Raw genomic sequence first — 22,529 nt, 5'->3', positions numbered from 1 at the left:
TTTATTTAGTATTGGACAAAAATAAAAGTACAGTCTATCTTTGTCCCTAAAAAATGGGAGACATTCTATGGCAGCAGATTATTCTACACTCAAGAAAGGCGGATTCATGCGTCAGAAGCAGAAGAACAACTTCTCGCTTCGTTTGCGCGTGGTCGGCGGAAACCTTACCGCAACACAGCTTGCAAAAATTGCGGAAGTCGCTGACAAATACGGCGACGGTCACGTACACTTGACCTCAAGACAGAGCGTTGAAATTCCATTTATTAAGCTGGATCAAGTTGACGATGTAAAAAACGCACTCGCTGAAGGTGGCGTTGAACCAGGCGTTTGCGGCGCACGCGTGAGAACGGTGACGGCATGCCAAGGCGAAGCCATCTGCCCAAGCGGATGCATTGACACCTACGCCATCGCCAAGGAACTGGACGACCGCTATTTTGCCCGCGAACTTCCACACAAGTTTAAATTCGGCGTAACGGGTTGTCAGAACAACTGCCTCAAAGCCGAAGAAAACGACGTCGGCATCAAGGGCGCCATCAAGGTGGATTGGTTGCAAGACAAGTGTATCGGTTGTGGGCTCTGTGCAAAAGTTTGTCGCAGGGGCGCTATCAAAATCGAAGACAAAAAAGTCATTTTCGACAAAGAAAAGTGCAATTACTGCGGTCGTTGCTACAAGTCCTGCCCCACCGACGCCTGGAGCGATACACACGGATACATCGTATCGTTTGGCGGACTTTTCGGCAACAGCATCAACAAGGGCGAAACCATTATTCCGTTCATCGAAGACAAACAAAAACTTTTGGATATTTGCGATGCCGCCATCCAGTTCTTTGCGGACAACGCCAAGAGTGGCGAACGTTTCAAGTACACAATTGACCGTATCGGTCATGATGTTTTCGCAGAAAAAATACGAGAAGTTTATAACAAGTAATGAATATTGAAAAAATAAAAACAGACTTGCTAATCATCGGTGGCGGGACTGCTGGGTGTTACGCAGCCATTACAGCCGCAGCACGGAATTCGGGCAAATCGCAAGACTTGAAAATTCTCATCGTCGAAAAGGCGAACATCAAGCGAAGCGGTTGCCTTGCAGCCGGTGTAAACGCACTGAACGCTTACATCACCGAAGGCCGTACGCCAAAGGATTACGTGGAATACGCAAAGAAAGACGCCGATGGAATCGTGCGTGAAGACCTCCTGTATTCCATTTCCGAGAAGTTCAATGAAGTCACAGCGCATTTGGAAAAGCTCGGACTTGTCATCTTAAAAGACAAGGACGGCAAATACGTCACGCGCGGGAATCGCAACATCAAGATTAACGGTGAAAACATCAAGCCGATTCTTGCAGCCGCTGTCGCAAAATTGCCATTTGTGCAAGTGCTAAATCATGTGAATGTCATCGACTTTTCGGTACATGACAACCGCATTGACGGAGCTTTCGGTTTCGGCATTGAAAACGGAACGTTTTATGCTATTGAAGCAAAAGCGGTCATTATCGCTACCGGCGGAGCAGCAGGGCTTTACCGCCCGAACAATCCAGGATTTTCAAGGCACAAAATGTGGTATCCGCCATTCAACACGGGTGCGGGCTACGCCATGGGAATCCGTCACGGTGCCGAGATGACAACTTTCGAGATGCGTTTTATTGCGCTCCGTTGCAAGGACACAATCGCCCCGACGGGAACTCTCGCGCAAGGCGTTGGAGCAAAGCAGGTGAATTCGCTCGGAGAAGTTTACGAAACGAAATACGGCATTTCAACTTCCGAACGCGTTTACGGAACCGTTGCTGAAAATTTAGCCGGTCGAGGTCCCTGCTACTTGAGGACAAAAGGAATTTCGGCCGTACAAGAAGAATCGCTTTTAAAGGCGTACCTGAACATGGCTCCTTCGCAAACAATTCGCTGGCTCGAAAACGAAACGCCCTCCAAAGCAAATGTCGAAATTGAAGGTACTGAACCTTACATTGTAGGCGGCCACACGGCTAGCGGTTACTGGGTCGATACTAAGCGCGCCACAACCATCGAAGGGCTTTACGCAGCTGGCGATGTTGCAGGCGGATGTCCGCAAAAGTATGTGACGGGCGCACTTGCCGAAGGCGAAATTGCGGCAAAGTCGGCGGTGGAATATATCAATGCGGTAGATTGCCGCACCCCCTTACAGGGGGTTCGCAATGACGTAGATGCAGATCCTCGCGAAGACGTAGACGCCAAAGCAACCATCAAGGAAGCAGAAATCGCCCGACATGTCGCAGAAATCGAAACATATTTATCGCAGAAAAACTCGCTGTACACTACAGAACAACTTGAAGAAGCCATGCAAATAGCCATGGACGAATATGCAGGCGGAATCAAGACGGGCTATGGCTACAGCGAAAAGCATCTCAATATTGCCAAAGAAAAAATTGACGAAATTGAAAGCCTTACAGACAAGCTTAGCGCAGCCGATTTGCAAGAAGTGATGTACATCTACGAACTCAAGGAACGTCTAACAGTTTGCAAGAGCGTGATAGCCCACCTCAAGGCACGTCACGAAACACGTTGGCATAGTTTTGCAGAAAACCTGGACTACCCCGAAAAGGACAACGAACATTTCCGCAAGTACGTGAATTCCCGCCTCGAAAACGGCGAAATCAAAATCATCTTGCGCGACCTTACCGCAGAAGGGCAAAAGAACTATGAGCATCAGCATTGATCAAAGCAAATGTATCGGCTGCAGGAGATGCCACGACGTATGCCCCGGTACGCTAATCAAGATAAATGAAGACAAAAAAGCATTTATCAAATACCCCAAAGATTGCTGGGGTTGCACATCGTGCATCAAGGAATGCCCTGTTCACGCCATCCAATTTTTCCTCGGTGAAGACATTGGCGGCAAGGGAAGCAAGGTACATACCGAAAAAGTAAACGGTCTAATTCGCTGGATTGTGGAATTCCCAGACGGGAGCGTCAAATCCATTGACATTGACCCTAAAGAATCAAATAAATACTAGGAGTTTCACAGTGAGCGAATTTTCACACCTCGACGAGCTGGAAGCCGAAGCCATTTACATCATCCGCGAAGTCGCCGCTGAATGCGAAAAGCCGGTGATGCTTTATTCCATTGGCAAGGACAGTTCTGTCATGCTGCATTTAGCCATCAAGGCTTTCTACCCCGAAAAGCCTCCTTTCCCGTTTTTGCACGTCAATACGACCTGGAAATTCCGCGAAATGATTGAATTTCGCGATAGGATTGCAAAAAAATACGGCATTGAAATGCTGGAGCATATCAACCAGGATGGCGTCAAACAGGGCATCAACCCATTTGACCACGGTGCTGCCTATACCGACATCATGAAGACGCAGGCATTAAAGCAGGCACTGAACAAGTACGGTTTTACAGCCGCATTTGGCGGAGGTCGCCGCGACGAAGAAAAGTCCCGCGCCAAGGAACGCATTTTTTCGTTCCGCAATTCAGCACACGCTTGGGACCCGAAAAACCAGCGTCCGGAAATGTGGAAGCTTTACAACACCAAAATCAACAAGGGCGAAAGCATCCGTGTTTTCCCGATTTCGAACTGGACCGAAAAAGATATTTGGCAGTACATCAAGCGCGAAAATATTGACATCGTCCCGCTTTACTTTGCAGCCCCACGCCCAGTCGTTGTACGCGATGGCAACATCATCATGGTCGATGACGAACGATTCCCTTTGCGTGAAGGCGAAAAGCCAGAAATCAAGTCAGTGCGATTCCGTACGCTCGGTTGCTACCCGCTTACAGGCGGCATAGAATCAACAGCTACAACGCTTGACGAAATCATTGACGAAACTTTGAGCGCCGTATCTTCGGAAAGAACATCGCGCGTGATTGACAACGAAGCCGCCGGCAGCATGGAACGCCGCAAGAGGGAGGGCTATTTCTAATGAAAGGTTTATTGAAGTTTATTACTTGCGGTAGCGTTGACGACGGAAAATCAACCCTTATCGGTCATATTCTTTACGATTCCAAATTGCTTTACACCGACCAAGAAAAAGCATTGGAATTGGATAGTAAAGTCGGTAGCCGCAGCGGAAAGATTGACTATTCGCTTTTGCTCGACGGTCTCATGGCTGAACGCGAACAAGGCATTACCATAGATGTCGCGTACCGCTATTTTACAACGGACCATCGCAGTTTTATTGTTGCCGATACACCGGGGCATGAAGAATACACACGCAACATGGCGGTAGGTGCATCATTTGCCGACCTCGCCGTGATTCTCGTAGATGCATCGCAGGGTGTTCTCGTGCAGACGCGTAGACACGCCCGCATTTGCAGACTGATGGGCATCCGCCACTTCGTCTTTGCCGTGAACAAGATGGATCTTGTGGGTTACAGCGAAGAGGTATTCAATAAAATCAAGGTGCAAATTGCAGAACTTGCACAAACCCATTCCTTGAGCAACATCCAAGTTATTCCGCTTTCGGCAACGGAAGGCGACAACGTCACCATCAAATCGAAAAATATTGCATGGTATCAAGGCCCCGCATTGCTTGAATACCTTGAAAATGTCGATACATCAAGCTCTGCGCAAGAAAAGGGATTTTACATGCCCGTGCAGCGCGTGAGCCGTCCCGACCGTACATTCCGCGGATTCCAGGGGCAGATTGAATCAGGAGCAGTTCGAGTCGGAGATGTCATCAAATCACTCCCGAGTTACGAAAAAGCATCCGTCAAAAGCATTCTCTACACAAACAAGAATGTCGAAGAAGCCCACGCTGGCGAACCGGTAACGATCACGCTTGATCGCGAAGTTGACGTATCAAGAGGTTGCGTACTCGCTAGAGATGCAAGCATCGGTAGCTACAAGAAAATCAAGGCTTCGCTCTTGTGGATGGATGACGAGCCACTTTCGCTAGGCAAAGACTACCTCGTCAAAATCGGGACAAAGATTATTCCCGGAACACTCACGAAAATTGACTACGCCATTGACGTAAATTCGGGAGCGCACTTGGAAGCCGAAAGCATTTCCAAGAACGGGATCGCCGTCTGCGAAATTGTTTTTGCCGAAGCCATTGTCGTTGATCTTTTTGAAAAGCACAAAACGCTTGGCGAGCTCATTCTCATTGACCGCGTAACGCACGCGACAGCCGCCTGTGGCGTTGTGGAAGGACTCTACGAAAAGCAACTTCAAACTCTCGAAAAGGCAGCATTCGTGCAAGGCGAGCGCCATGGTCGCGGAGAAATTTTTGAAGAATTTTTCTACGACACATCAACGCTCTCTGTCGTAAAACAGCAACCCGTAAAGCAACACTACACTGTAGGCGACGAAATACCCACCTCAGGCGAAAGCTACCACTACCCTGACGATTTCGACATCATCATCTTGCGCGACAGTGTCGCCGTCAAGGTTCGCGGCAAGCGCATTGCAGAAATTACCACGGCAGAAGAATACCGCTACGGCAACGTTCCCGTCATCAACGGGCGCGGCTTTGAAATCAAGGTCCATTCCGATGAAGACGTGAAGCAGCTGCTCAACGAATACGAAAAAGCAGGTATCGCAGGCCGTGAAGAATTCTTCCGCAAGTGGGCTTCATTTAATACATATCGTAAAGTCGTATTGCATTAACTTTTCACATACAACACCTAGCGCCATTCTCAGGTTTCGCCTCGGAATGGCGTTTCTTTTTTACACAACTTTCACTTTATATTAAATTTATCTAATAAATTAATTTTAATTTGCAATAATAACAAAAAACGATAACTCAGCATAAAAATTTAGTATTGGACAAACAGAAAAACGCGTTCTATATTTTGCCGCACAAAAAAAATAAAACATACAACAACAAAAACAACAATAAGGAGTCTACGAATGAACCAGACAATATCCCAAATCTTGATTACTACAGCACTGGTATCATCCATTTGCTCTGCTGCAGAATCTGCTAACGAAAAAACTTTTAAGCTGACAGGAAACGTCCAAGCACAAGCCATCAAATCGCTTTACGACAACGATGCCGACAACACGCTCGACAACTCCTTCTTGCGAGCAAACTTTGGTGCAAAATACGACTCTGATCGTCTCAGCGCCGTAATTAACTTGCGCATTTTCAGTCCTGCTTTCGGCAATACGATTGAAGACAAGAACTACGACAAGATTACTGCAGATACCTACTATGCCAACTACAAGTGGGGTACCGAATACGGCAAGTTCAATATTCAATTTGGTCGTTTCCGTACCGACTGGAGTGTTGGCGGCAACTTCGGTACTTATGTCGATGTAGCTCTCAACAAGCGTGGATTCCTCGCCCGCGATTACCAGCATGATGCAGTAGAGTTCGGTTACGAAAAAGGAATTTCAACATTCAAGGCATTGCTTGGCACTTATGATGCCAAGTTCAACACAGGTTATGTCCGCCTTGAAGAAGCGCTTAAATTTGGCGAAGCCAAGGTGAGTGCAGCCTATCGAGTGAACGCACTTGACCCGATCCAGCATACAGCTCAGCTAACGCACCGTGTCGCAGGTCGCGCAAGCTACTACTTTCAAAAGGATCTTGGCCTTTACGGTGAAGTCGCATTCATCGCTACCGGCGATGGCGAGAACCTAAAAGCCAATAACGCCATCAAATCTGAATATGCACAGGATTCGCGATACATTCCGTTTTTCGTCGGCTTGGAAATTCCGACCGCAGGTTTCTTGAGCAATCTATACGCTGAACTGGAATACATCTCTAATCGCGACGAGTTGCAGGAAGGAGCCGATGGAATCGCTTGGACAGTAAGCTTCATCAAGAAAATCAACGATTATTCTAAAATCCAGGTGAACGTCTATAGCGAAAAGAAGGCATCCAACGTCGCTCTTGCCGCACGATTCACGGCATCGCTCAAATAAAACTTAGCACATCCCCGAGCGCCCTCAGCACAGCATAACAGCTTCTTTGATCCATTCCGCTGAGGGCGTTTCTTTCAAAACATTAATCAAAACATTTAAACAAAAAGAGGTTCTAAACATGAATTTCAAAAAAATTACTATAGCATCCATCGCTCTTCTCTCCATCGCTTTCACCGCCTGCTCTTCTTCTGAAGAAAAGCACGAACACGGCAAGCAAACACTCACCAACGTGTCGTACGACCCGACTCGTGAACTCTACGCCAACTACAACAAGGCTTTTGCCGAACACTGGAAAAAGAAGACCGGCAATGATGTAGAAATCACGCAGTCTCACGGCGGTTCTGGCAAGCAGGCTTTGGAAGTGGCAAACGGCCTCGAAGCAGACGTTGTCACGCTCGCCCTCGAATTTGACGTGAATGCCGTTCGCGATGCAGGTCTCATTGAACCGGGTTGGGTCAAGGAATTCCCGCTCAACAGCTCTCCATACACCTCCACCATCGTATTCTTGGTTCGCAAGGGCAACCCGAAGAATCTCAAGGACTGGGGCGACCTTGTCAAGGACGGCATCGGTGTCATCACTCCGAACCCGAAAACTTCTGGTGGCGCTCGCTGGAACTACCTCGCCGCCTGGGCATGGGCCGAAAAGCAGTACAACGGCAACGAAGCCAAGGTCAAGGAATTCGTGAAGAAACTCTACAAGAACGTACTCGTGCTCGCTTCTGGCGCTCGCGGCTCTACGACGACATTCATCGAAAACGGCCAGGGTGACGTTTTGCTCGCTTGGGAAAACGAAGCATTCCTCTCGCTCAAGGACTACCCCAAGGACTACGAAATCGTCATCCCCAGCGTGAGCATTTTGGCTGAACCGTCTGTCGCTATTGTAGACAAGGTTGTTGACAAGCGCGGCACCCGCGAACTCGCTACCGAATACTTGAACTACCTCTACTCTGATGAAGGCCAACACATTGCCGCAAAGAATCACTACCGTCCGTCCAACAAGGCCATTCTTGACCAGTACAAGGAATTTGACCAGAACGTGAACCTGATTGACATCAGCTACTTCGGCGGTTGGGATAAGGCTCAAAGCACACACTTCTCCAACGGCGGAATCTTCGACCAGATTTACGAAAAGAAATAACACATCTCCAAACAACAAAAGCTCCATCCTCGCTCTTAACGAGCGAGGATTTTTCCAACTATAAATTACTTTATCTATTATAAAATTTTTTGATAATACTGAATAAAAATTAAGTATTGGACAGGCGCAAAAACGCGTTCTATATTTGAGTTCACATATGAAAAAAACAAATAGAAGTGTTATACCAGGTTTTGGCCTTACAACAGGCATCACGCTTGCCATTTTAAGCGTAGTTGTGCTTATACCGCTTGCATCGCTTGTGGTATTTTCGGCGCAGATGAGTCTTGACGAGATTATCGCAACGATTACGCGTGATCGAGTACTTTCAAGTTTCAAGGTCAGCTTTGTGACAGCATTTGTCGCATCATTAATCAACGCCATCATGGGCATCGTCCTTGCATGGGTTCTTGTAAAATACACATTCCCGCTCAAGCGTTTGATTGATGGCATGATTGAACTCCCGTTTGCACTCCCGACAGCTGTGGCAGGCATCGCATTGACCGCCCTCACAGCAGATACAGGGCTCATTGGCGGATTCTTTGCGAAGTTCGGCATAAAGATTGCATTTACGCAAATCGGCATTACGGTTGCGCTCGTATTCATCGGCATCCCGTTTGTCGTACGCGCAGTGCAACCGGTGCTCGAAAAACTAGACCCCGCTTACGAAGAAGCTGCAGGCGTTCTCGGAGCCTCGCGTAGCCGCATTTTCTGGAAGATTATCTTCCCGGAAATCATTCCCGCCGCATTGACAGGATTTGGACTTGCGTTCGGTCGCTGCCTCGGTGAATACGGAAGCGTCGTCTTTATCGCAGGCAACAAGCCGTTCGAAACAGAAATTGTACCTCTAATCATCATGTCTGAATTGCAGGAATACGATTACGCGAGCGCAACGACAATTGCACTCGTAATGCTCATCGCCTCTTTCGTCACGCTTTTCCTCGTCAATTTAGTTCAAACTAGAAACACTAAAATTTTGAAGGGAGGAGCTTGATGAATAAAGAAACAACTTCTTCTAAAATTACCAAATGGTTCTTGATTAGCATCAGCATTATTTTCGTAGTGCTTATGCTTTTGCTCCCTCTCATAACAGTCATCACCGAAGCATTCAAGCAAGGCGCAGCCGTTTACGCGAAAGCAGTTGCCGACGATTACACGGTTAAAGCGATTTGGCTCACGCTCGAAGCAACGCTACTCGCCGTGTTGATCAATACGGTATTTGGATTGAGTGCCGCATGGTCCATCACCAAATTTCAGTTTAAGGGCAAAAAGATTCTCACGACGCTGATTGACTTGCCTGTGACCGTTTCGCCAATTATCGCAGGCCTCATATTTTTGCTCACATTTGGTCGACAAAGCCCGATTTATCCGCTATTGCAAAGTTGGGACATCAAGATTGTATTTGCGGTGCCGGGCATCGTGCTCGCCACCATTTTCGTGACATTCCCCTTTATTTCGCGAGAACTGATTCCCGTTTTGGAAGCACGAGGAAACGACGAAGAAGAAGCGGCGGCATTGATGGGCGCAAAGGGCTGGACGATTTTCAGCAAGATTACATTTCCGCACATCAAATGGGCTTTCTTGTACGGCGTAGTGCTTTGCGCAGCCCGTGCGATGGGCGAATTCGGCGCAGTTTCGGTGATTTCGGGTCATTTGCGCGGAAAGACGAACACGCTTCCGTTGCATGTAGAAATTCTATTTAACGAATTCCAATATGTGCCCGCATTTGCCGTAGCGTCGATCCTCGTGATGCTCGCCATCATCATCTTGATTGCAAGAAGTTTAATAGAATACCGAGGTAAAAAAAAATAAAGGAATAGGACTTGTCTTTTGTCATTCCCGCGAAAGCGGGAATCTCCTATCCCGCAAAAATAAATGGTTAAGAAGAAAGGAGATGCCCAATTAAATTGGGCATGACAGCAAAGCCGAAGGCATTATAAATCAGGAGATTATATGTACGTAGAACTAAAACACATCAACAAACATTTTGGAAATTTCAAGGCCTCCGACGATGTTTCCTTCGGTATCGAAAAGGGTAAACTCATTGGCCTTTTGGGCCCGAGCGGTTCTGGCAAAACGACAATTCTCCGCATGATTGCAGGGCTAGAAACACCCGACAACGGTGACATCATCATTGACGGAAAGGTCATCAACAATGTTCCTGCCAGCAAGCGCGGCATCGGATTCGTATTCCAAAGCTACGCCTTATTTCGCTACATGACCGTTTTCGAAAATATTGCATTCGGCCTCCGCGTTTTAAAGAAATCCGAAAAAGAAATCAAGGAACGCGTTGCAGAACTAGTCAAACTGATTGGCCTCGAAGGTCTTGAGAACCGCTATCCAAGCCAGCTTTCAGGCGGTCAGCGTCAACGTGTCGCATTCGCCCGCGCACTTGCCCCCAACCCACAATTGCTTTTACTTGACGAACCGTTCGCCGCCATCGATGCAAAAGTCCGCCAGGAACTCCGCCACTGGCTCAAGGAAATGATCGCAAAGCTCGGAGTCACAAGCATTTTCGTCACCCACGACCAAGACGAAGCCATCGAAGTCGCCGACGAGATTATTATCATGAACAAGGGCCGCATCGATCAAATAGGCAAGCCGCTAGATGTCTATAACAAGCCCAAAACAGCGTTCGTTGCCTCATTCTTCGGGCAGCCCTCTATTTTCAAGGATTACAGCAAGTTCCATAGCTTTGATGAAATTGCAGGCGTAGAACAGGCGATTGTACGCCCTGAATTTGTCAAGGTCACCAAAAAGACTGAAGTTCAGCAATACAAGAATTCCGCCGAAGAGGGTGTCGTCACCGATATCGCATTCCGAGGTTCAGGCATTGAGATTACAGTTCTTGTGAACGGAGAATTGCTCACCGCAAGACGCGGCTTTGACGAAGCTAGCGTAAGCGTTGGCGAAAAGGTGGACGTATTCATTTACCGCATTTTTGCAACCGTTGGCGAAAGCGCTTACCTGTTGCAAAACAAGTCTATCCGCGAGCCAATTGTCGTGATTTAAAACCATTTTCCTATAGAAAACACCTATAAAAAGCCATATAAAATTAGTATTGGACAATTACAGATTTGCGTTCTATATTTGCCTACGAAATTTATAGGATTATGTACGGAGAACACTAATGGATTTTAATACTACTTTATTGCATCATAATTTTGAAAGTGAACGAAGTACCGGCTCTACACTTACCCCTATTTATCAAGTCAGTGCATTTTCGCAAGAATCTGCAGAGAAACTCGAAGCTGTTTTTAACAATAGGGCTCCGGGTTTTGCATATACGCGCATTGGAAACCCCACGACAGATTCTTTCGAAAGGCGCATTGCATCTCTTGAAAAGGGCATTGGCGCCATAGCCTGCTCGTCGGGCATGGCAGCCGTAACGATGTCGCTCTTGAACATTTTGCAATCCGGCGACGAAGTCATTGCAAGTACAGCATTGTTTGGCGGCACGATTGACTTGTTCCACGATTTGGAAGCATTCGGCATTAAAACCCGTTACGTTACAGAAGTTACCGCCGAAAGCGTCCGCTCGCAACTGAGCGAAAAGACCAAGGCCGTTTTTACTGAACTTATCGGCAATCCGAAACTCAATGTCGTTGATATTCAAAGCGTTGCAGATGTCGCACACGAAGCAGGTGTCCCGCTGATTGTCGATAGCACGACAGCAACGCCTTACCTTGTTCATCCTTTTGATTTTGGCGCAGATATCGTTGTCCACTCCTCTTCCAAGTACATCAACGGAAACGGCAGTGCCATCAGCGGCATCATCGTCGATAGCGGCAAGTTCAAGTGGGATTACGCTAAATACAAGGGCTTGGAAGAATACAAGCGCTTTAGCAAGTTCGCTTACCTCGCGAAGCTCCGCAACGGCGTCTGGCGCAACATAGGCTGTTGTCTCGCCCCCGCTACCGCATTCCTCAATTCTCTCGGGCTAGAAACGCTCGGGCTTCGCATGGAACGCCTTTGCGATAACGCTTTACAGCTCGCTGAATTTTTGCAGGGTTTCGAAATCATCAAAATCAACTACCCCGCATTGAAGGGCAATCCCTATTACGATCTCGTTCAAAAGCAGTTCGGCGGCAAGGGCGGCGCCATCATTTCCATTGACGCAGGCTCCAAGGAAAAGGCTTTCAAGCTCATTAACAACTTAAAATACGCTACGATTGCCACGAACATTGGCGACTTGCGCACGCTCGTCATCCATCCGGATAGCACAATTTTCACGCACAGTACCAAACTGCAAAAAGAAAACGCAGGCGTGTTCGAAGGTTCCATCCGCATCAGCGTAGGTATTGAAGATATTGCCGATCTCAAGGAAGATTTCGAACAAGCTATAAAGCAGATTTCGTAGAAGGACAGCTCGAAAAAAGAGAGTCATTCTGAGGGACATGTCCCGAAGACAACTCTTTAGCCCAATCCAGTAAAGTTTCTATTGCATAGATTAAAAATAACTGGATTCTTCACTTCGTTCAGAATGACGAGAAAGCAAATAACTAACGACCATATAGAAAATTTCAATAACTCAGCATAAAAATTAAGTATTGGACAAAGTAAAAAATGCATTCTATATTTAGCATCAAAATTAAAGTACGGAGATAAATAAATGTCAGAAGAAATTAAAGTAGACGATACCGTCGACGTCACCGACGTCAAATGCCCCACTACATTTGTCAAGGCTAAAGTCGCTATCGAAGAACTTGACGAAGGTCAGATTCTCGCAATCCGCCTGAACGACGGCGAACCGGTGCAGAATGTGCCGCGCAGCCTCAAGGAAGAAGGTCACGAAATCCTCAAGCTCAACGACAATCAGGACGGGACCTTTACGCTGTTCGTTAAAAAAGTAGGCGATTAAGGAGATTCCCGCTCGGAGGCGGGAATGACAAAATCAAAAAAATTTCAACCCATAAGGAATTTCAAACATGATTATTACCGTAGCTGGAAACAAGAAAGAAGTTAAAGACGGCCTCACCGTCGCAGAACTCATTGAACAAGAAAAGGTTGAAACGCCGCAGTACGTGACCGTTTCCGTAAACGATGAATTTGTTGAAAACAACAATTTCGCAACCACCGCCCTCAAAGACGGCGACAACGTCGAATTCCTCTACTTCATGGGAGGTGGTCAGTAATGGCTTTTACTAACGAACAACTCGAACGCTATTCCCGCCACATCATCCTCAAGGAAGTGGGTGCAAAGGGGCAGAAGAAGCTTTTGAATGCTAAGGTGCTTGTCATTGGTGCAGGTGGCCTCGGTGCTCCTGTCGCCATGTACCTCGCCGCCGCAGGCGTTGGCACTATCGGCATTGCCGATGCTGACGTCGTTGACCTTTCCAATTTGCAGCGCCAGATTATCCATGCGACAAAGGACGTGGGCAAGCCCAAGGTGCAGTCCGCCAAGGAAACGATGGAAGCGATGAACCCAGATGTCAAGGTGATTACGTACCACACGTTCGTCACCAGCGAAAACATCATGGACCTCATCAAAGATTACGATTTTATCATTGATGGAACCGACAATTTCCCGGCAAAGTTCCTCATCAACGACGCATGCGTCATGGCCAAGAAGCCGTTCTCTCACGCGGGCATTATCCGCTTCCAGGGTCAGCTCATGACGTACGTTCCGGGTCAAGGTCCGTGCTACCGCTGCGTCTTCAAGGAACCCCCTCCAAAAGATGCCGTGCCGACTTGCAAGCAGGCAGGCGTGATCGGCGCTATGGGCGGTGTTATCGGTAGTTTGCAGGCTATGGAAGCCGTCAAGTACATTCTCGGTGTCGGCAATTTGCTCACGGGCTACTTGCTCACCTACAATGCGCTCACGATGGAATTCCGCAAGATCAAGCTCCCGACGAACACGAAGGATTGCGCAGTCTGCGGTGACCACCCGACGATTGACCATCTGATCGACTACGAACAAGCCGTCTGTGAGATGAAGCACTAAGCGAGTCGGAAGTAGGAAGTAGACGGTAGGAAGTGTCATGTCCGATTTAATCGGGCATCTCCCTTTCAACACAAGAAGGAGATTCACGGTCGGAGCCGGGAATGACAAAAAAGGCGAATGTTGCGCCAAAACGCTTGAGTTTTGGCATAGCTGAGCCGCAAAATCAAGCCACGAAGTGGAATGACAAGCAACAAAAAAAGGAATTTCAATGATTACAATTTCAAAAGATAATTATCAAAAAATCCTGGAGCATGCCCAGAAGAACCTCCCCGAAGAGGCTTGCGGCCTGATTGCTGGGAAAATTGAGGGGAGCGACAAGCACATTGAAAAGGTTTATTTGCTCACGAACATAGACCATTCCAATGAGCACTTTTCGCTTGACCCCAAGGAACACTTAGCCGCCATCAAGGATATGCGCCAAAACGGCCTATCCCCGCTTGGTAACTGGCATTCCCACCCCGAGTCCCCGTCGCGCCCGTCGCAAGAAGACAAGCGCCTCGCTTTCGACAGCAAGGCTAGCTACTTGATTCTTTCGCTGATGGATCGTGAAAATCCGGTGCTCAATTCGTTCCATATCGAAGGCGACAATGCCACGAACGAAGGCTTGGTAATCGGGTAAAGGTCTCCGTACAAACGGCGCCCCTGGGATCCTTCTGAAATTCCGATTCCGGGGGCGCTTTTTTATAGGGGAAATTTTAATGATGGCCAAATATAGTAAAAACATTTACGAACAAATGGTTTTAGCAGCCAAAAAAGCATATCCGAACGAATGCTGTGGCATTTTGGTGGGTAAAAAGTCCGAACAGAGCGAAATCGAAGTGACCGAAATTCGCGAAGCCGAGAACCAGTTTCAAGGGCAAAAATCAGTACACTTCAAAATAGACCCACTATACCTTTACCACGTGGAACAAGAACTTGATCCGCGCGGTCTTGAAATTGTCGGCGTTTACCACTCGCACCCCGACTGCCCCGCCATTCTCTCCAAAGAAGACGAAAAATACATGCTCCCCGGCCTCGAATACGTCATCATGTCAGTACAAAACGGCGAAGTCGTGGATGTGAAAAGCTACAAGAAGGCGATGCCGCCCCTCAATAGCAATAACTAATGACTATTGACCAATGACTAATAACCATAAACTATTGACCACAGACCAACAGCCATCTGTTATAGAAAAAATCAATAAGTCCGCATAAAAATTAAGTATTGGACAAATTACAATTTGCGTTCTATATTTCAGCACGAAAAAATCCTACAACTATTGTGGGAAAATTTGTACGGAACAACCACTTTTTAATGTACGGAGAAAAAAGTGAGAATTTATATATCAGCAACCCTTAGGAATTTCTTCGGGAAAAACGCGCAAGTCAGCGTCCCCGAAAACACGGTTAGAAAGGCTCTCGCCAATTTAATAAGTACTTATCCAGAAGGAGAAAAAGTCCTTTTTGATGAAAACAACAAGCTCAGAAGTTTCATCAAGATCTACCTCAACGGCAAGAATTTGAACGTCGATACACTCTGGGACGCCACTCTTGAAGACGATTCCGAAATTTTGCTCTTGCCCGCGATTGCTGGCGGCGCACCGATTGAAGAATCGCAAAGCAAACACGTCGAAAGCTTGATTTCTGACGAAAGACGCAAGGAAGTCGCTTTTGACGATAGCGAAATTGAACGCTTCGGCAAGCACCTGATGCTCAAAGACATCGGCGTCAAGGGCCAAAAGCGCATCAAGGCCGCAAAAGTCGTCGTCATTGGCGTTGGCGCACTCGGCTCTCCGGTGATCCAGTATCTCGCCGCCGCAGGCGTTGGCACCATCAAGGCCATCGACTTCGACGAAGTCTCGCTCGAAAACTTGCAAAGCCAGGTATTGCACGGCACACGCGACGTCAAGCGTCCGAAGGTCGCCTCAGCAAAGGACAAAGTCAAAAACATCAACAAGAATATCGTCTTTGAAGCCGTCAAGGAACAGCTCGACGCATCGAACATCGAAGCCGAAATTGAAGGCTACGATCTCGTTATTGACTGCACGGACAACTACAAGGCTCGCTACCTGATCAACGACGCTTGCGCTCTGCACGGCATTCCGCTTGTGTTCGGCGCGATTTACCAGTTCGAAGGCCAAGTCGGCATTTTCAACTTGGATGGCGGTCCATGCTTGCGTTGCCAATACCCATCCCCTCCGCCGGCAGGGCTCATCCCCTCCTGCGCAGAAGGCGGCGCCATCAGCCCGCTCCCGGGAATCATCGGCAGCATCCAGGCAAACGAAGCGCTCAAGCTCATCTTGGGAATCGGTGAACACCTGAACGGCAAAATTCTCCACGTGGATAGTTTGTACTTATCTTCGAGAATTTTCAAGGTCGAACGCGATTGCCATTGCCCGATTTGCGGTAACAATCCGACAATCACAAACGTCGAAGATATCGACTACGAAGACCTTTGCGGATTGAAGACCACAAACGAAACGCCTGTGGAAGGATTCACGCCCGAAGAACTCGCCAAGCGCATCGACAACGGCGACGACATCACAATTGTTGACGTCCGCGAGCCGCACGAACGTGCGATTTTGCGATTCCCGAACGCCATCGTGATTCCTATCGGACAGCTCGTTCGCAGACAAAAGGAACTCGATCCAAATAAGGATACGATTTTCATTTGTAAACAAGGCAAGCGTAGCGAACTTGCCATCAACACCTTGCGCGAAGCGGGTTACACCGGTCCTTTGTACAACCTAAAAGGCGGTATCGACGCGATGAAAGATATCATGTTCTCGCACGAAGGTGCATGGCTATAACGTAGGGCTTTGAATAGGGAAAAGCTATGTCAAAAAAATTTTTCGACAAGGGCAGATTCTCGTAACAACAAAATAAGCTTATTATTTTCTAACATTTACACTTAAATACTAGGAAAAATAGTTTTAAACACAACTAACAATAAGAGGTAAACCATTATGGCAAATGAAGCAGAAAAGAACACGGGCATTAATGCCCTCGGCGCCAAGGCCGCTTACAACCTGGCGAACGTCACCAAGACCAAGCCGCAATTTGGCGCGCTCACGCCCAAGTGGCTCACCAAGTTCCTTGAATTCAAGGGTCTCGAAACAGGTCTTTTCCGCGTGAACAAGGTCGTCGAAGGCCAGACACCGCTCGACGTTCTTTGCAGCGCTACCAAGAAGTCTGACATTATCCCGGAAGGCTACGTCGAATACGAAACCGAACCGCGCGAATACAAGCTCAACTCCATCTCCACGATCATCAACGTCAACACCGCTATCGAAGACGTTTACAGCTCCCCGTATGATCAGGTTCAGGAACAGCTCGGTCTCGCTATCGAATCTCTCCGCGAACGTCAGGAAAGCCAGCTCATCAACAACGATGACTACGGTCTCTTGAAAAACATCGCTGACTCTCAGCGCATCCAGCCGCTCCGTGCCGACGGCCGCCCGACTCCGGACGATCTCGACGAACTCATCTCCAAGGTTTGGAAGGAACCGTCCTTCTTCCTCGCCCACCCGCGTGCTATTGCCGCATTCGCCCGTGAATGCACCCGCCGTGGCGTGCCGCCTGTCGTTGTAGACCTCGCCGGTAGCAGATTCCTCACCTGGCGCGGCATTCCTCTCGTTCCGACCGACAAGCTCCTTGTCGATGGCGTGAAGAACCCGAAGTCTCAGGGTGGCAAGACCAACATTCTCCTCGTCCGTACTGGCGAAGCCAAGCGCGGCGTTATCGGTCTCTTCCAGGCCGGTCTCAAGAACGAACACTCCCGTGGCCTCTCTGTGCGTTTCCGCGGTATCGACAACAAGGGCGTTGCATCTTACCTCTTGTCTCTGTACTGCTCTGCCGCAATTCTCGCAGACGACGCTATCGCCGTGTTAGAAGATGTCGAGGTTGGCGAATACTATGACTACGAATAATCCAGAAACCAGATCGCTGGAAGAACTCGCCGGAGTTCCCAATGCGGCTGAACTGGAGCAATTGGCAAATGCGTATTTCCCGGATTTGACGGATAGCGCATACGCAGCAACCCCCGCCGCTCCCGAAGCGCAGAATGCATCTGCCGCTCAGGGTGTAAGCGCCGCACAAGGTGTCGCTGCCATTAGCCAGACTCCAGCCTTCGACTGGGAACACCCCTTTGCGACCTATGGCGACCAGCCGACATCCTCGGCTCCGTTTGCCTACGGCGGAAGTTCTACAGACACCTGGCTCAACACGGTTGAAGCCCCTGCGGTTCCCGAATCGCAGTTTGCATCGCAGCTGAGCGATATTCCGACAGCCCCCGCACCGGCTCAGGGTTACTCCCCGAAGGTCGTGTCCAAGACGCAGGCTGCCGAAGCTAGCCGCCAGATCGATGCACCGACTTCTCTCGGTGGCGATTCCGTGAAGACGGGTTCTGCAAACAGCGGCGCAAATTCTCGCAACGATTCCATCCGCATCGGTTCCAAGACTCTTGCCCAAATCCGTTCTGACTTCCCGATTCTTTCGAAGCAGATCAACGGTCATCCGCTCGTTTGGCTCGACAACGGTGCAACGACGCAGCGCCCGCAGGTCGTCATTGACCGCCTCAAGTACTACTACGAAAACGAAAACTCCAACGTGCACCGTGGCGCTCACACGCTCGCGGCCGCATCGACTGACGCCTACGAAAATGCACGCAACATCGTTCGTGACTTTATCGGCGCTCCGTCTTCTCAGGAAGTTGTTTTCGTTCGCGGTACGACCGAAGCCATTAACTTGGTTGCAAACGCCTACGTGAAGCCGACGCTCCAGCCGGGTGACGAAATCATCGTCTCCATCCTGGAACATCACGCCAACATCGTTCCTTGGCAGCTCATTGCCGAAGAAACGGGCGCGATTATCAAGGTGATTCCGTGCGATTCTACCGGCCAGCTCAAGCTGCACGATTACGAAGCTTTGTTCACGAAGCGCACCAAGTTCGTTTCCGTGACGCATGTTTCAAACGTGCTCGGCACTGTGACCCCGATTGAAGAACTCATCGCCATCGCTCATAGACACGGCGTGAGAATCCTCATTGACGGCGCTCAGTCCATCGCTCACATCCCGGTAAACGTTGCAGCCCTCGACGCAGACTTCTTCGTGTTCTCTGGACACAAGGTGTTCGCCCCGACCGGTATCGGCGTTGTCTATGGCAAGAAGGAATTGCTTGAAGCGGCAAGACCTTACCATGGCGGCGGCAACATGATTGCGGACGTGACGTTCGAACGCACGATTTACAACGGAATTCCGAACAAATTCGAAGCAGGTACCGGAAGCATCGCCGACGCTGTTGGCCTTGGTGCAGCTCTCCAGTACCTCTCCGAAATCGGGATGCCGTGCGTATTCCGCTGGGAACATGAACTGTTGCAGTACGGCCTCAAGGAATTGAAGACTGTCAAGGGTCTCCACCTTGTGGGAACCGCACTCAACAAGGCTTCTGCGCTCGCCTTCAAGCTCGACGGTTATTCCGACGAAGAAGTGGGCAAGAGACTCGACGCATACGGCGTTGCCGTGCGCACCGGGCATCACTGCGCTCAGCCGGTTCTCCGCCATTTCGGCTACGAAAGTACCGTGCGACCCACTCTCGCATTGTACAACTCACCGGATGACATCGACGCCCTCGTAAGAGCGTTGAAGACATTCGCGTAACTAGTGGTCAGTAGACAGTAGGAAGTAGACAGTAGAAAGAATGGCGGCCAAGCCGCAACAACTCTTTTCACGTCTAGCTTCCTACTGCTAACTGTCTACTTCCAACTTCCTACTTCTAACTAAATCTATGCACGAACTTATCCAAGAATCTGAAGTTGAAAAAGCCGTACAAATTATTTTCGACGATTACAATCGCGGCAAGCATATCGACAATATCGATATTTACAATCGACCCGACCAGGCCGAGATCCAGACGATTTTGCAGAATCTGATTCGAGTCGTTTACCCCGGACACTTCAGAGATCGTTCGCATAAGATTTACAACCCTAAAAATAGCTTTGCAGTTCTTATCGAAGATACGTTCTACCACCTCCACAAACAGGTGGCAATTGCGCTGGATTACTGCAAATTGCGCGGTTCCATGACCTCGGACGAGCGCAAAATCGAAAGCTATAGAATTTGTAAGGAATTTTTCGCCAAGATTCCGCAAATTCGCGAATTCTTGGAAACCGATTTACACGCCGCTTTTGACGGCGACCCCGCTGCCGGTTGCCTTGACGAGATTATCCTCGCCTACCCCGGCCTCATGGCGACAACAATTTACCGCATCGCCCACGAACTTTATCTTTTGCACGTTCCGGTTCTCCCGCGACTCATGACCGAATATGCCCATTCCAAAACGGGCATCGACATTCATCCGGGTGCAACCATCGGCAAATACTTCTTTATCGATCATGGCACAGGCATCGTGATTGGCGAAACCGCAGTGATCGGCAAGAATGTCAAGATTTACCAAGGCGTCACGCTCGGCGCACTTTCTACTCGCGGCGGACAAAAGCTTTCCGGCAAAAAGCGCCACCCGACAATTTTAGATAACGTAACCATATACGCGGGAGCCTCCATTCTCGGCGGAGATACCGTTGTTGGCGAAAACGCAATTATCGGCGGCAACGCCTTCATCACGCGATCCATCGAGGCCAACACTCGCGTCAGCCTCAAGAATCTTGAAATGGATTACGTTTCAACCACCAATAGCAAGCACAAGACCGAAGAACTCCAGCAAAGCGACGAGTGGTACTATATTATTTAGTAGGAAGTGGTTAGTAAACAGTGGTTAGTAGGAAGTAAAAAGGACAAAACCCGCACTCGGACGAGCACGGGTTTTCAATTTATTTTAAGATAAGATTATCGAACAGTTATGCGACGCGCTTCGTTACCGGCTCGCAAGAGGTACATGCCCGCACGAGGAACGGTTATCAAGCTTTCGCGACCCAAAGACTGAACTTTTGTAATCAGCCTGCCCTGGGCATCCAGGAGATACGCCGCCTGCGTTGTTCCTTGTACGGTAAGAACTCGACCGTTGACAGAAACATTGAAATGCGAAGCAACCGTAGCGACATCCAACGAAGTCGTGCCCTGCTCCGAGCTAGAGCTTGATTCGACTTTACTAGAGCTAGACTCTGCAACCTCTCCATTTGCACCAATAACCGTAATAGTTCCGCTCTTGGTTGCATTTGTCGTAGCCCCAGTTGTCGTTACGGTAAAGTTGTACGCCCCCACAGCAGCATTTTGAGAGACCGTACCTGAGATGTAAAAATCACTACCCTTCATTGTCCCCACAATACCATCGGGGAGTCCCGTAACAGTCGCACCCGTGGCACCAGCAACGGTAAAGTAAAATTCTTCGATAGATTCACCTTGCTTGACTTCTTGCTTGGCGCTACCCGAGCCGTGCTTAGTAAGCGTCGCCGTTCCAGAAACAACCTCCCCCTGCGAGGAACTAGATACAGCCTGCGAGGAGCTGGACTGTGCGACACTGCTGCTGGACTTTGCGACGCTGGAGCTAGACACCGCAACACTCGAACTAGACGCTGCTTCGCTAGAAGAAGATGCGGGCGTCACCGTTTGAGATTTTCCCGGATCAGGGAGCGTCGCTCCTGCGTACAACTTAATGGAATCGCGCAAAGCGTAAGCTTTTGCCTGTGTACTCACATCGGTCAGGCTCATGGAATAGCTCGGCTTGAACGCCGTACCCGTACCGTCCTGCTTCTTCTTCACGTTCTCTTCGTAATTTTCAATCATTTGCGCCGCCGTAATGGTACCATCGCTCGTGTAAAGGTCAAGCGCCTTCTGCACGCCGATGAACACGTTCCTTTCAATGCGGATATCAGCCTCGACTGCTGCACGCACACAATAGCTCGCATTCTTGCTATCGAAGAGGTTGTTCGCCACGTGCACCTTGCCAAAACGCACACGCGGCATGCGTTCCACCACGCCATCCGCCCACCACGTGTGGTGAATCGTAACATTTAGGTGCCCACGGTCGCTCGTCTTTGTCTTGCTGTTGCCAATCAAGTTGCTGAACTGGTGGCCCGTCGATGCAGAGGTGTAACTGAACTTGGTCCAAGAAATCGTCACGTAGTCCGAAGCATTGGTAATGTCCAGGTTACCGTCGTGACCGTCATACACGTCGACATGGTCAATCCACACGTTCTTGGATTCGTGATTCACTTGGAGGCAATCTTCATCATCGTCATCGTGCGCACCGACGCCCTTGAATTTCAAGTTACGGATGATAACGTTCTTCGAGCCGCTCAGCTTCATGGCACTGCCCGAAGTAGGCTGCGCGATAATGGCGCCCTGGTAACCGTAAATCGTCACGTTGCTACCGACTTCCACCGGGCCCATGTAAGTCCCCGGCTTCACGTAGATAATCTTATTGCCCGCCTTGGCATGAGTTTTGAGGTCGTTCACGTTGTCGACCGTGACCTCGGAATACCCCTTGCCGCCCGTAGTGCCGCCATTCTGCGTGGCAAAACCCGCCATCGGAAAATCAGGCGATGTCACAGCAAACGCAGGAATCGCAGCCGTTGTCACAGCCATAGCCGCAAATGTTGCTACAGCACCAATCGATTTAGAGAACAAATAATTCATAAAACATCCTTTTTTTTCCTTAAATTTATGCCGAA

21 protein-coding genes are annotated in these 22,529 nt (G+C 49.0%); 20 read left to right on the top strand and 1 reads right to left on the bottom strand.

Annotated elements, in window-relative coordinates; translation table 11 throughout:
• Nucleotides 1-67: 67 nt before the first annotated feature.
• The 20 genes from B7990_RS03025 to epsC all read left to right on the top strand — a co-directional run bounded on the left by B7990_RS03025 (nucleotide 68) and on the right by epsC (nucleotide 20,650).
• A complete protein-coding gene (locus tag B7990_RS03025) occupies nucleotides 68-928 on the top strand; it encodes a 4Fe-4S binding protein (protein WP_088639552.1) in 861 nt (286 codons plus the stop codon).
• Nucleotides 928-2,688: an adenylyl-sulfate reductase subunit alpha gene (locus B7990_RS03020; RefSeq protein WP_088639551.1), complete on the top strand. Its 1,761-nt coding sequence runs from the start codon at nucleotides 928-930 to the stop codon at nucleotides 2,686-2,688. Before B7990_RS03025 ends, B7990_RS03020 begins: the two co-directional genes overlap by 1 nt.
• The gene (locus B7990_RS03015; protein WP_073424415.1) at nucleotides 2,672-2,986 is read left to right on the top strand and encodes a ferredoxin family protein; all 315 of its coding nucleotides are present in this window, start codon (nucleotides 2,672-2,674) and stop codon (nucleotides 2,984-2,986) included. The genes B7990_RS03020 and B7990_RS03015 overlap by 17 nt, the downstream gene beginning before the upstream one ends.
• A 10-nt stretch (nucleotides 2,987-2,996) precedes the next feature.
• Nucleotides 2,997-3,896: a sulfate adenylyltransferase subunit CysD gene (gene cysD, locus B7990_RS03010; protein ID WP_085490195.1), complete on the top strand. Its 900-nt coding sequence runs from the start codon at nucleotides 2,997-2,999 to the stop codon at nucleotides 3,894-3,896.
• On the top strand, nucleotides 3,896-5,581 hold the full coding sequence (locus B7990_RS03005) for a sulfate adenylyltransferase subunit 1 (protein ID WP_088639550.1): 1,686 nt from the start codon (nucleotides 3,896-3,898) through the stop codon (nucleotides 5,579-5,581). Before cysD ends, B7990_RS03005 begins: the two co-directional genes overlap by 1 nt.
• Nucleotides 5,582-5,824: 243 nt before the next feature.
• Entirely contained in the window at nucleotides 5,825-6,844 is a 1,020-nt protein-coding gene (locus B7990_RS03000; RefSeq protein WP_088639549.1) for a hypothetical protein, read from the top strand.
• 118 nt (nucleotides 6,845-6,962) lie between these two features.
• Nucleotides 6,963-7,982 (top strand): sulfate ABC transporter substrate-binding protein, encoded by a 1,020-nt coding sequence (locus B7990_RS02995; RefSeq protein WP_088639548.1) that lies wholly within the window; start codon nucleotides 6,963-6,965, stop codon nucleotides 7,980-7,982.
• 157 nt (nucleotides 7,983-8,139) lie between these two features.
• The gene (cysT, locus tag B7990_RS02990; RefSeq protein WP_088639547.1) at nucleotides 8,140-8,973 is read left to right on the top strand and encodes a sulfate ABC transporter permease subunit CysT; all 834 of its coding nucleotides are present in this window, start codon (nucleotides 8,140-8,142) and stop codon (nucleotides 8,971-8,973) included.
• Complete coding sequence (gene cysW, locus B7990_RS02985) at nucleotides 8,973-9,791, top strand: sulfate ABC transporter permease subunit CysW (RefSeq protein ID WP_088639546.1); 819 nt, start codon at nucleotides 8,973-8,975, stop codon at nucleotides 9,789-9,791. The genes cysT and cysW overlap by 1 nt, the downstream gene beginning before the upstream one ends.
• A gap of 141 nt (nucleotides 9,792-9,932) precedes the next feature.
• A complete protein-coding gene (locus B7990_RS02980) occupies nucleotides 9,933-10,991 on the top strand; it encodes a sulfate/molybdate ABC transporter ATP-binding protein (RefSeq protein WP_088639545.1) in 1,059 nt (352 codons plus the stop codon).
• Nucleotides 10,992-11,109: 118 nt separating this feature from the next.
• The gene (locus tag B7990_RS02975; protein ID WP_088639544.1) at nucleotides 11,110-12,339 is read left to right on the top strand and encodes an O-acetylhomoserine aminocarboxypropyltransferase/cysteine synthase family protein; all 1,230 of its coding nucleotides are present in this window, start codon (nucleotides 11,110-11,112) and stop codon (nucleotides 12,337-12,339) included.
• 252 nt (nucleotides 12,340-12,591) lie between these two features.
• The gene (locus B7990_RS02970; RefSeq protein WP_012820007.1) at nucleotides 12,592-12,840 is read left to right on the top strand and encodes a sulfurtransferase TusA family protein; all 249 of its coding nucleotides are present in this window, start codon (nucleotides 12,592-12,594) and stop codon (nucleotides 12,838-12,840) included.
• A gap of 67 nt (nucleotides 12,841-12,907) precedes the next feature.
• Nucleotides 12,908-13,114 (top strand): sulfur carrier protein ThiS, encoded by a 207-nt coding sequence (thiS, locus tag B7990_RS02965; protein WP_088639543.1) that lies wholly within the window; start codon nucleotides 12,908-12,910, stop codon nucleotides 13,112-13,114.
• Nucleotides 13,114-13,923 carry a thiazole biosynthesis adenylyltransferase ThiF gene (gene thiF / locus B7990_RS02960; protein WP_073424443.1) on the top strand — a complete coding sequence of 270 codons (810 nt, stop codon included), beginning with the start codon at nucleotides 13,114-13,116 and terminating at the stop codon, nucleotides 13,921-13,923. Before thiS ends, thiF (B7990_RS02960) begins: the two co-directional genes overlap by 1 nt.
• Before the next feature lie 208 nt (nucleotides 13,924-14,131).
• Nucleotides 14,132-14,542 (top strand): M67 family metallopeptidase, encoded by a 411-nt coding sequence (locus B7990_RS02955; RefSeq protein WP_088639542.1) that lies wholly within the window; start codon nucleotides 14,132-14,134, stop codon nucleotides 14,540-14,542.
• Between the two features lie 79 nt (nucleotides 14,543-14,621).
• Nucleotides 14,622-15,029 carry a Mov34/MPN/PAD-1 family protein gene (locus B7990_RS02950; protein WP_088639541.1) on the top strand — a complete coding sequence of 136 codons (408 nt, stop codon included), beginning with the start codon at nucleotides 14,622-14,624 and terminating at the stop codon, nucleotides 15,027-15,029.
• 204 nt (nucleotides 15,030-15,233) lie between these two features.
• On the top strand, nucleotides 15,234-16,712 hold the full coding sequence (thiF, locus tag B7990_RS02945; RefSeq protein ID WP_012820014.1) for a thiazole biosynthesis adenylyltransferase ThiF: 1,479 nt from the start codon (nucleotides 15,234-15,236) through the stop codon (nucleotides 16,710-16,712).
• 156 nt (nucleotides 16,713-16,868) lie between these two features.
• Nucleotides 16,869-17,831, top strand: coding sequence for a family 2A encapsulin nanocompartment shell protein (locus B7990_RS02940; protein WP_012820015.1), 963 nt, complete (start codon nucleotides 16,869-16,871; stop codon nucleotides 17,829-17,831).
• Nucleotides 17,818-19,560, top strand: a complete 1,743-nt coding sequence (locus B7990_RS02935) for a SufS family cysteine desulfurase (RefSeq protein WP_088639540.1) — start codon at nucleotides 17,818-17,820, stop codon at nucleotides 19,558-19,560. Before B7990_RS02940 ends, B7990_RS02935 begins: the two co-directional genes overlap by 14 nt.
• 127 nt (nucleotides 19,561-19,687) lie before the next feature.
• The gene (gene epsC, locus B7990_RS02930; RefSeq protein WP_088639539.1) at nucleotides 19,688-20,650 is read left to right on the top strand and encodes a serine O-acetyltransferase EpsC; all 963 of its coding nucleotides are present in this window, start codon (nucleotides 19,688-19,690) and stop codon (nucleotides 20,648-20,650) included.
• 95 nt (nucleotides 20,651-20,745) lie between these two features.
• Here the strand turns inward: epsC and B7990_RS02925 are convergent, their stop codons facing one another.
• On the bottom strand, nucleotides 20,746-22,494 hold the full coding sequence (locus B7990_RS02925; RefSeq protein WP_088639538.1) for a polysaccharide lyase family 1 protein: 1,749 nt from the start codon (nucleotides 22,492-22,494) through the stop codon (nucleotides 20,746-20,748).
• Nucleotides 22,495-22,529 lie beyond the last annotated feature (35 nt).

The organism is Fibrobacter sp. UWB4 (genome assembly GCF_002210345.1).
GTDB lineage: Bacteria > Fibrobacterota > Fibrobacteria > Fibrobacterales > Fibrobacteraceae > Fibrobacter.
The sequence above is the reverse complement of the archived record's forward strand: the minus strand, read 5'-3'. Positions and strand labels throughout refer to the sequence as shown.

Excerpts from the sequence above, each read along its gene's own strand:
- B7990_RS02950 (WP_088639541.1), top strand. The coding sequence starts at position 14,622 with ATGATGGCCAAATATAGTAAAAACATTTACGAACAAATGGTTTTAGCA.
- B7990_RS03020 (WP_088639551.1), top strand. The coding sequence starts at position 928 with ATGAATATTGAAAAAATAAAAACAGACTTGCTAATCATCGGTGGCGGG.
- B7990_RS03000 (WP_088639549.1), top strand. The coding sequence starts at position 5,825 with ATGAACCAGACAATATCCCAAATCTTGATTACTACAGCACTGGTATCA.
- B7990_RS02995 (WP_088639548.1), top strand. The coding sequence starts at position 6,963 with ATGAATTTCAAAAAAATTACTATAGCATCCATCGCTCTTCTCTCCATC.
- epsC (WP_088639539.1), top strand. The coding sequence starts at position 19,688 with ATGCACGAACTTATCCAAGAATCTGAAGTTGAAAAAGCCGTACAAATT.
- B7990_RS02980 (WP_088639545.1), top strand. The coding sequence starts at position 9,933 with ATGTACGTAGAACTAAAACACATCAACAAACATTTTGGAAATTTCAAG.
- B7990_RS03005 (WP_088639550.1), top strand. The coding sequence starts at position 3,896 with ATGAAAGGTTTATTGAAGTTTATTACTTGCGGTAGCGTTGACGACGGA.
- thiS (WP_088639543.1), top strand. The coding sequence starts at position 12,908 with ATGATTATTACCGTAGCTGGAAACAAGAAAGAAGTTAAAGACGGCCTC.
- B7990_RS02940 (WP_012820015.1), top strand. The coding sequence starts at position 16,869 with ATGGCAAATGAAGCAGAAAAGAACACGGGCATTAATGCCCTCGGCGCC.
- B7990_RS02935 (WP_088639540.1), top strand. The coding sequence starts at position 17,818 with ATGACTACGAATAATCCAGAAACCAGATCGCTGGAAGAACTCGCCGGA.
- B7990_RS02955 (WP_088639542.1), top strand. The coding sequence starts at position 14,132 with ATGATTACAATTTCAAAAGATAATTATCAAAAAATCCTGGAGCATGCC.
- cysT (WP_088639547.1), top strand. The coding sequence starts at position 8,140 with ATGAAAAAAACAAATAGAAGTGTTATACCAGGTTTTGGCCTTACAACA.
- B7990_RS02925 (WP_088639538.1), bottom strand. The coding sequence starts at position 22,494 with ATGAATTATTTGTTCTCTAAATCGATTGGTGCTGTAGCAACATTTGCG.
- B7990_RS02975 (WP_088639544.1), top strand. The coding sequence starts at position 11,110 with ATGGATTTTAATACTACTTTATTGCATCATAATTTTGAAAGTGAACGA.
- B7990_RS02970 (WP_012820007.1), top strand. The coding sequence starts at position 12,592 with ATGTCAGAAGAAATTAAAGTAGACGATACCGTCGACGTCACCGACGTC.
- B7990_RS03025 (WP_088639552.1), top strand. The coding sequence starts at position 68 with ATGGCAGCAGATTATTCTACACTCAAGAAAGGCGGATTCATGCGTCAG.
- thiF (WP_073424443.1), top strand. The coding sequence starts at position 13,114 with ATGGCTTTTACTAACGAACAACTCGAACGCTATTCCCGCCACATCATC.
- B7990_RS03015 (WP_073424415.1), top strand. The coding sequence starts at position 2,672 with ATGAGCATCAGCATTGATCAAAGCAAATGTATCGGCTGCAGGAGATGC.
- cysW (WP_088639546.1), top strand. The coding sequence starts at position 8,973 with ATGAATAAAGAAACAACTTCTTCTAAAATTACCAAATGGTTCTTGATT.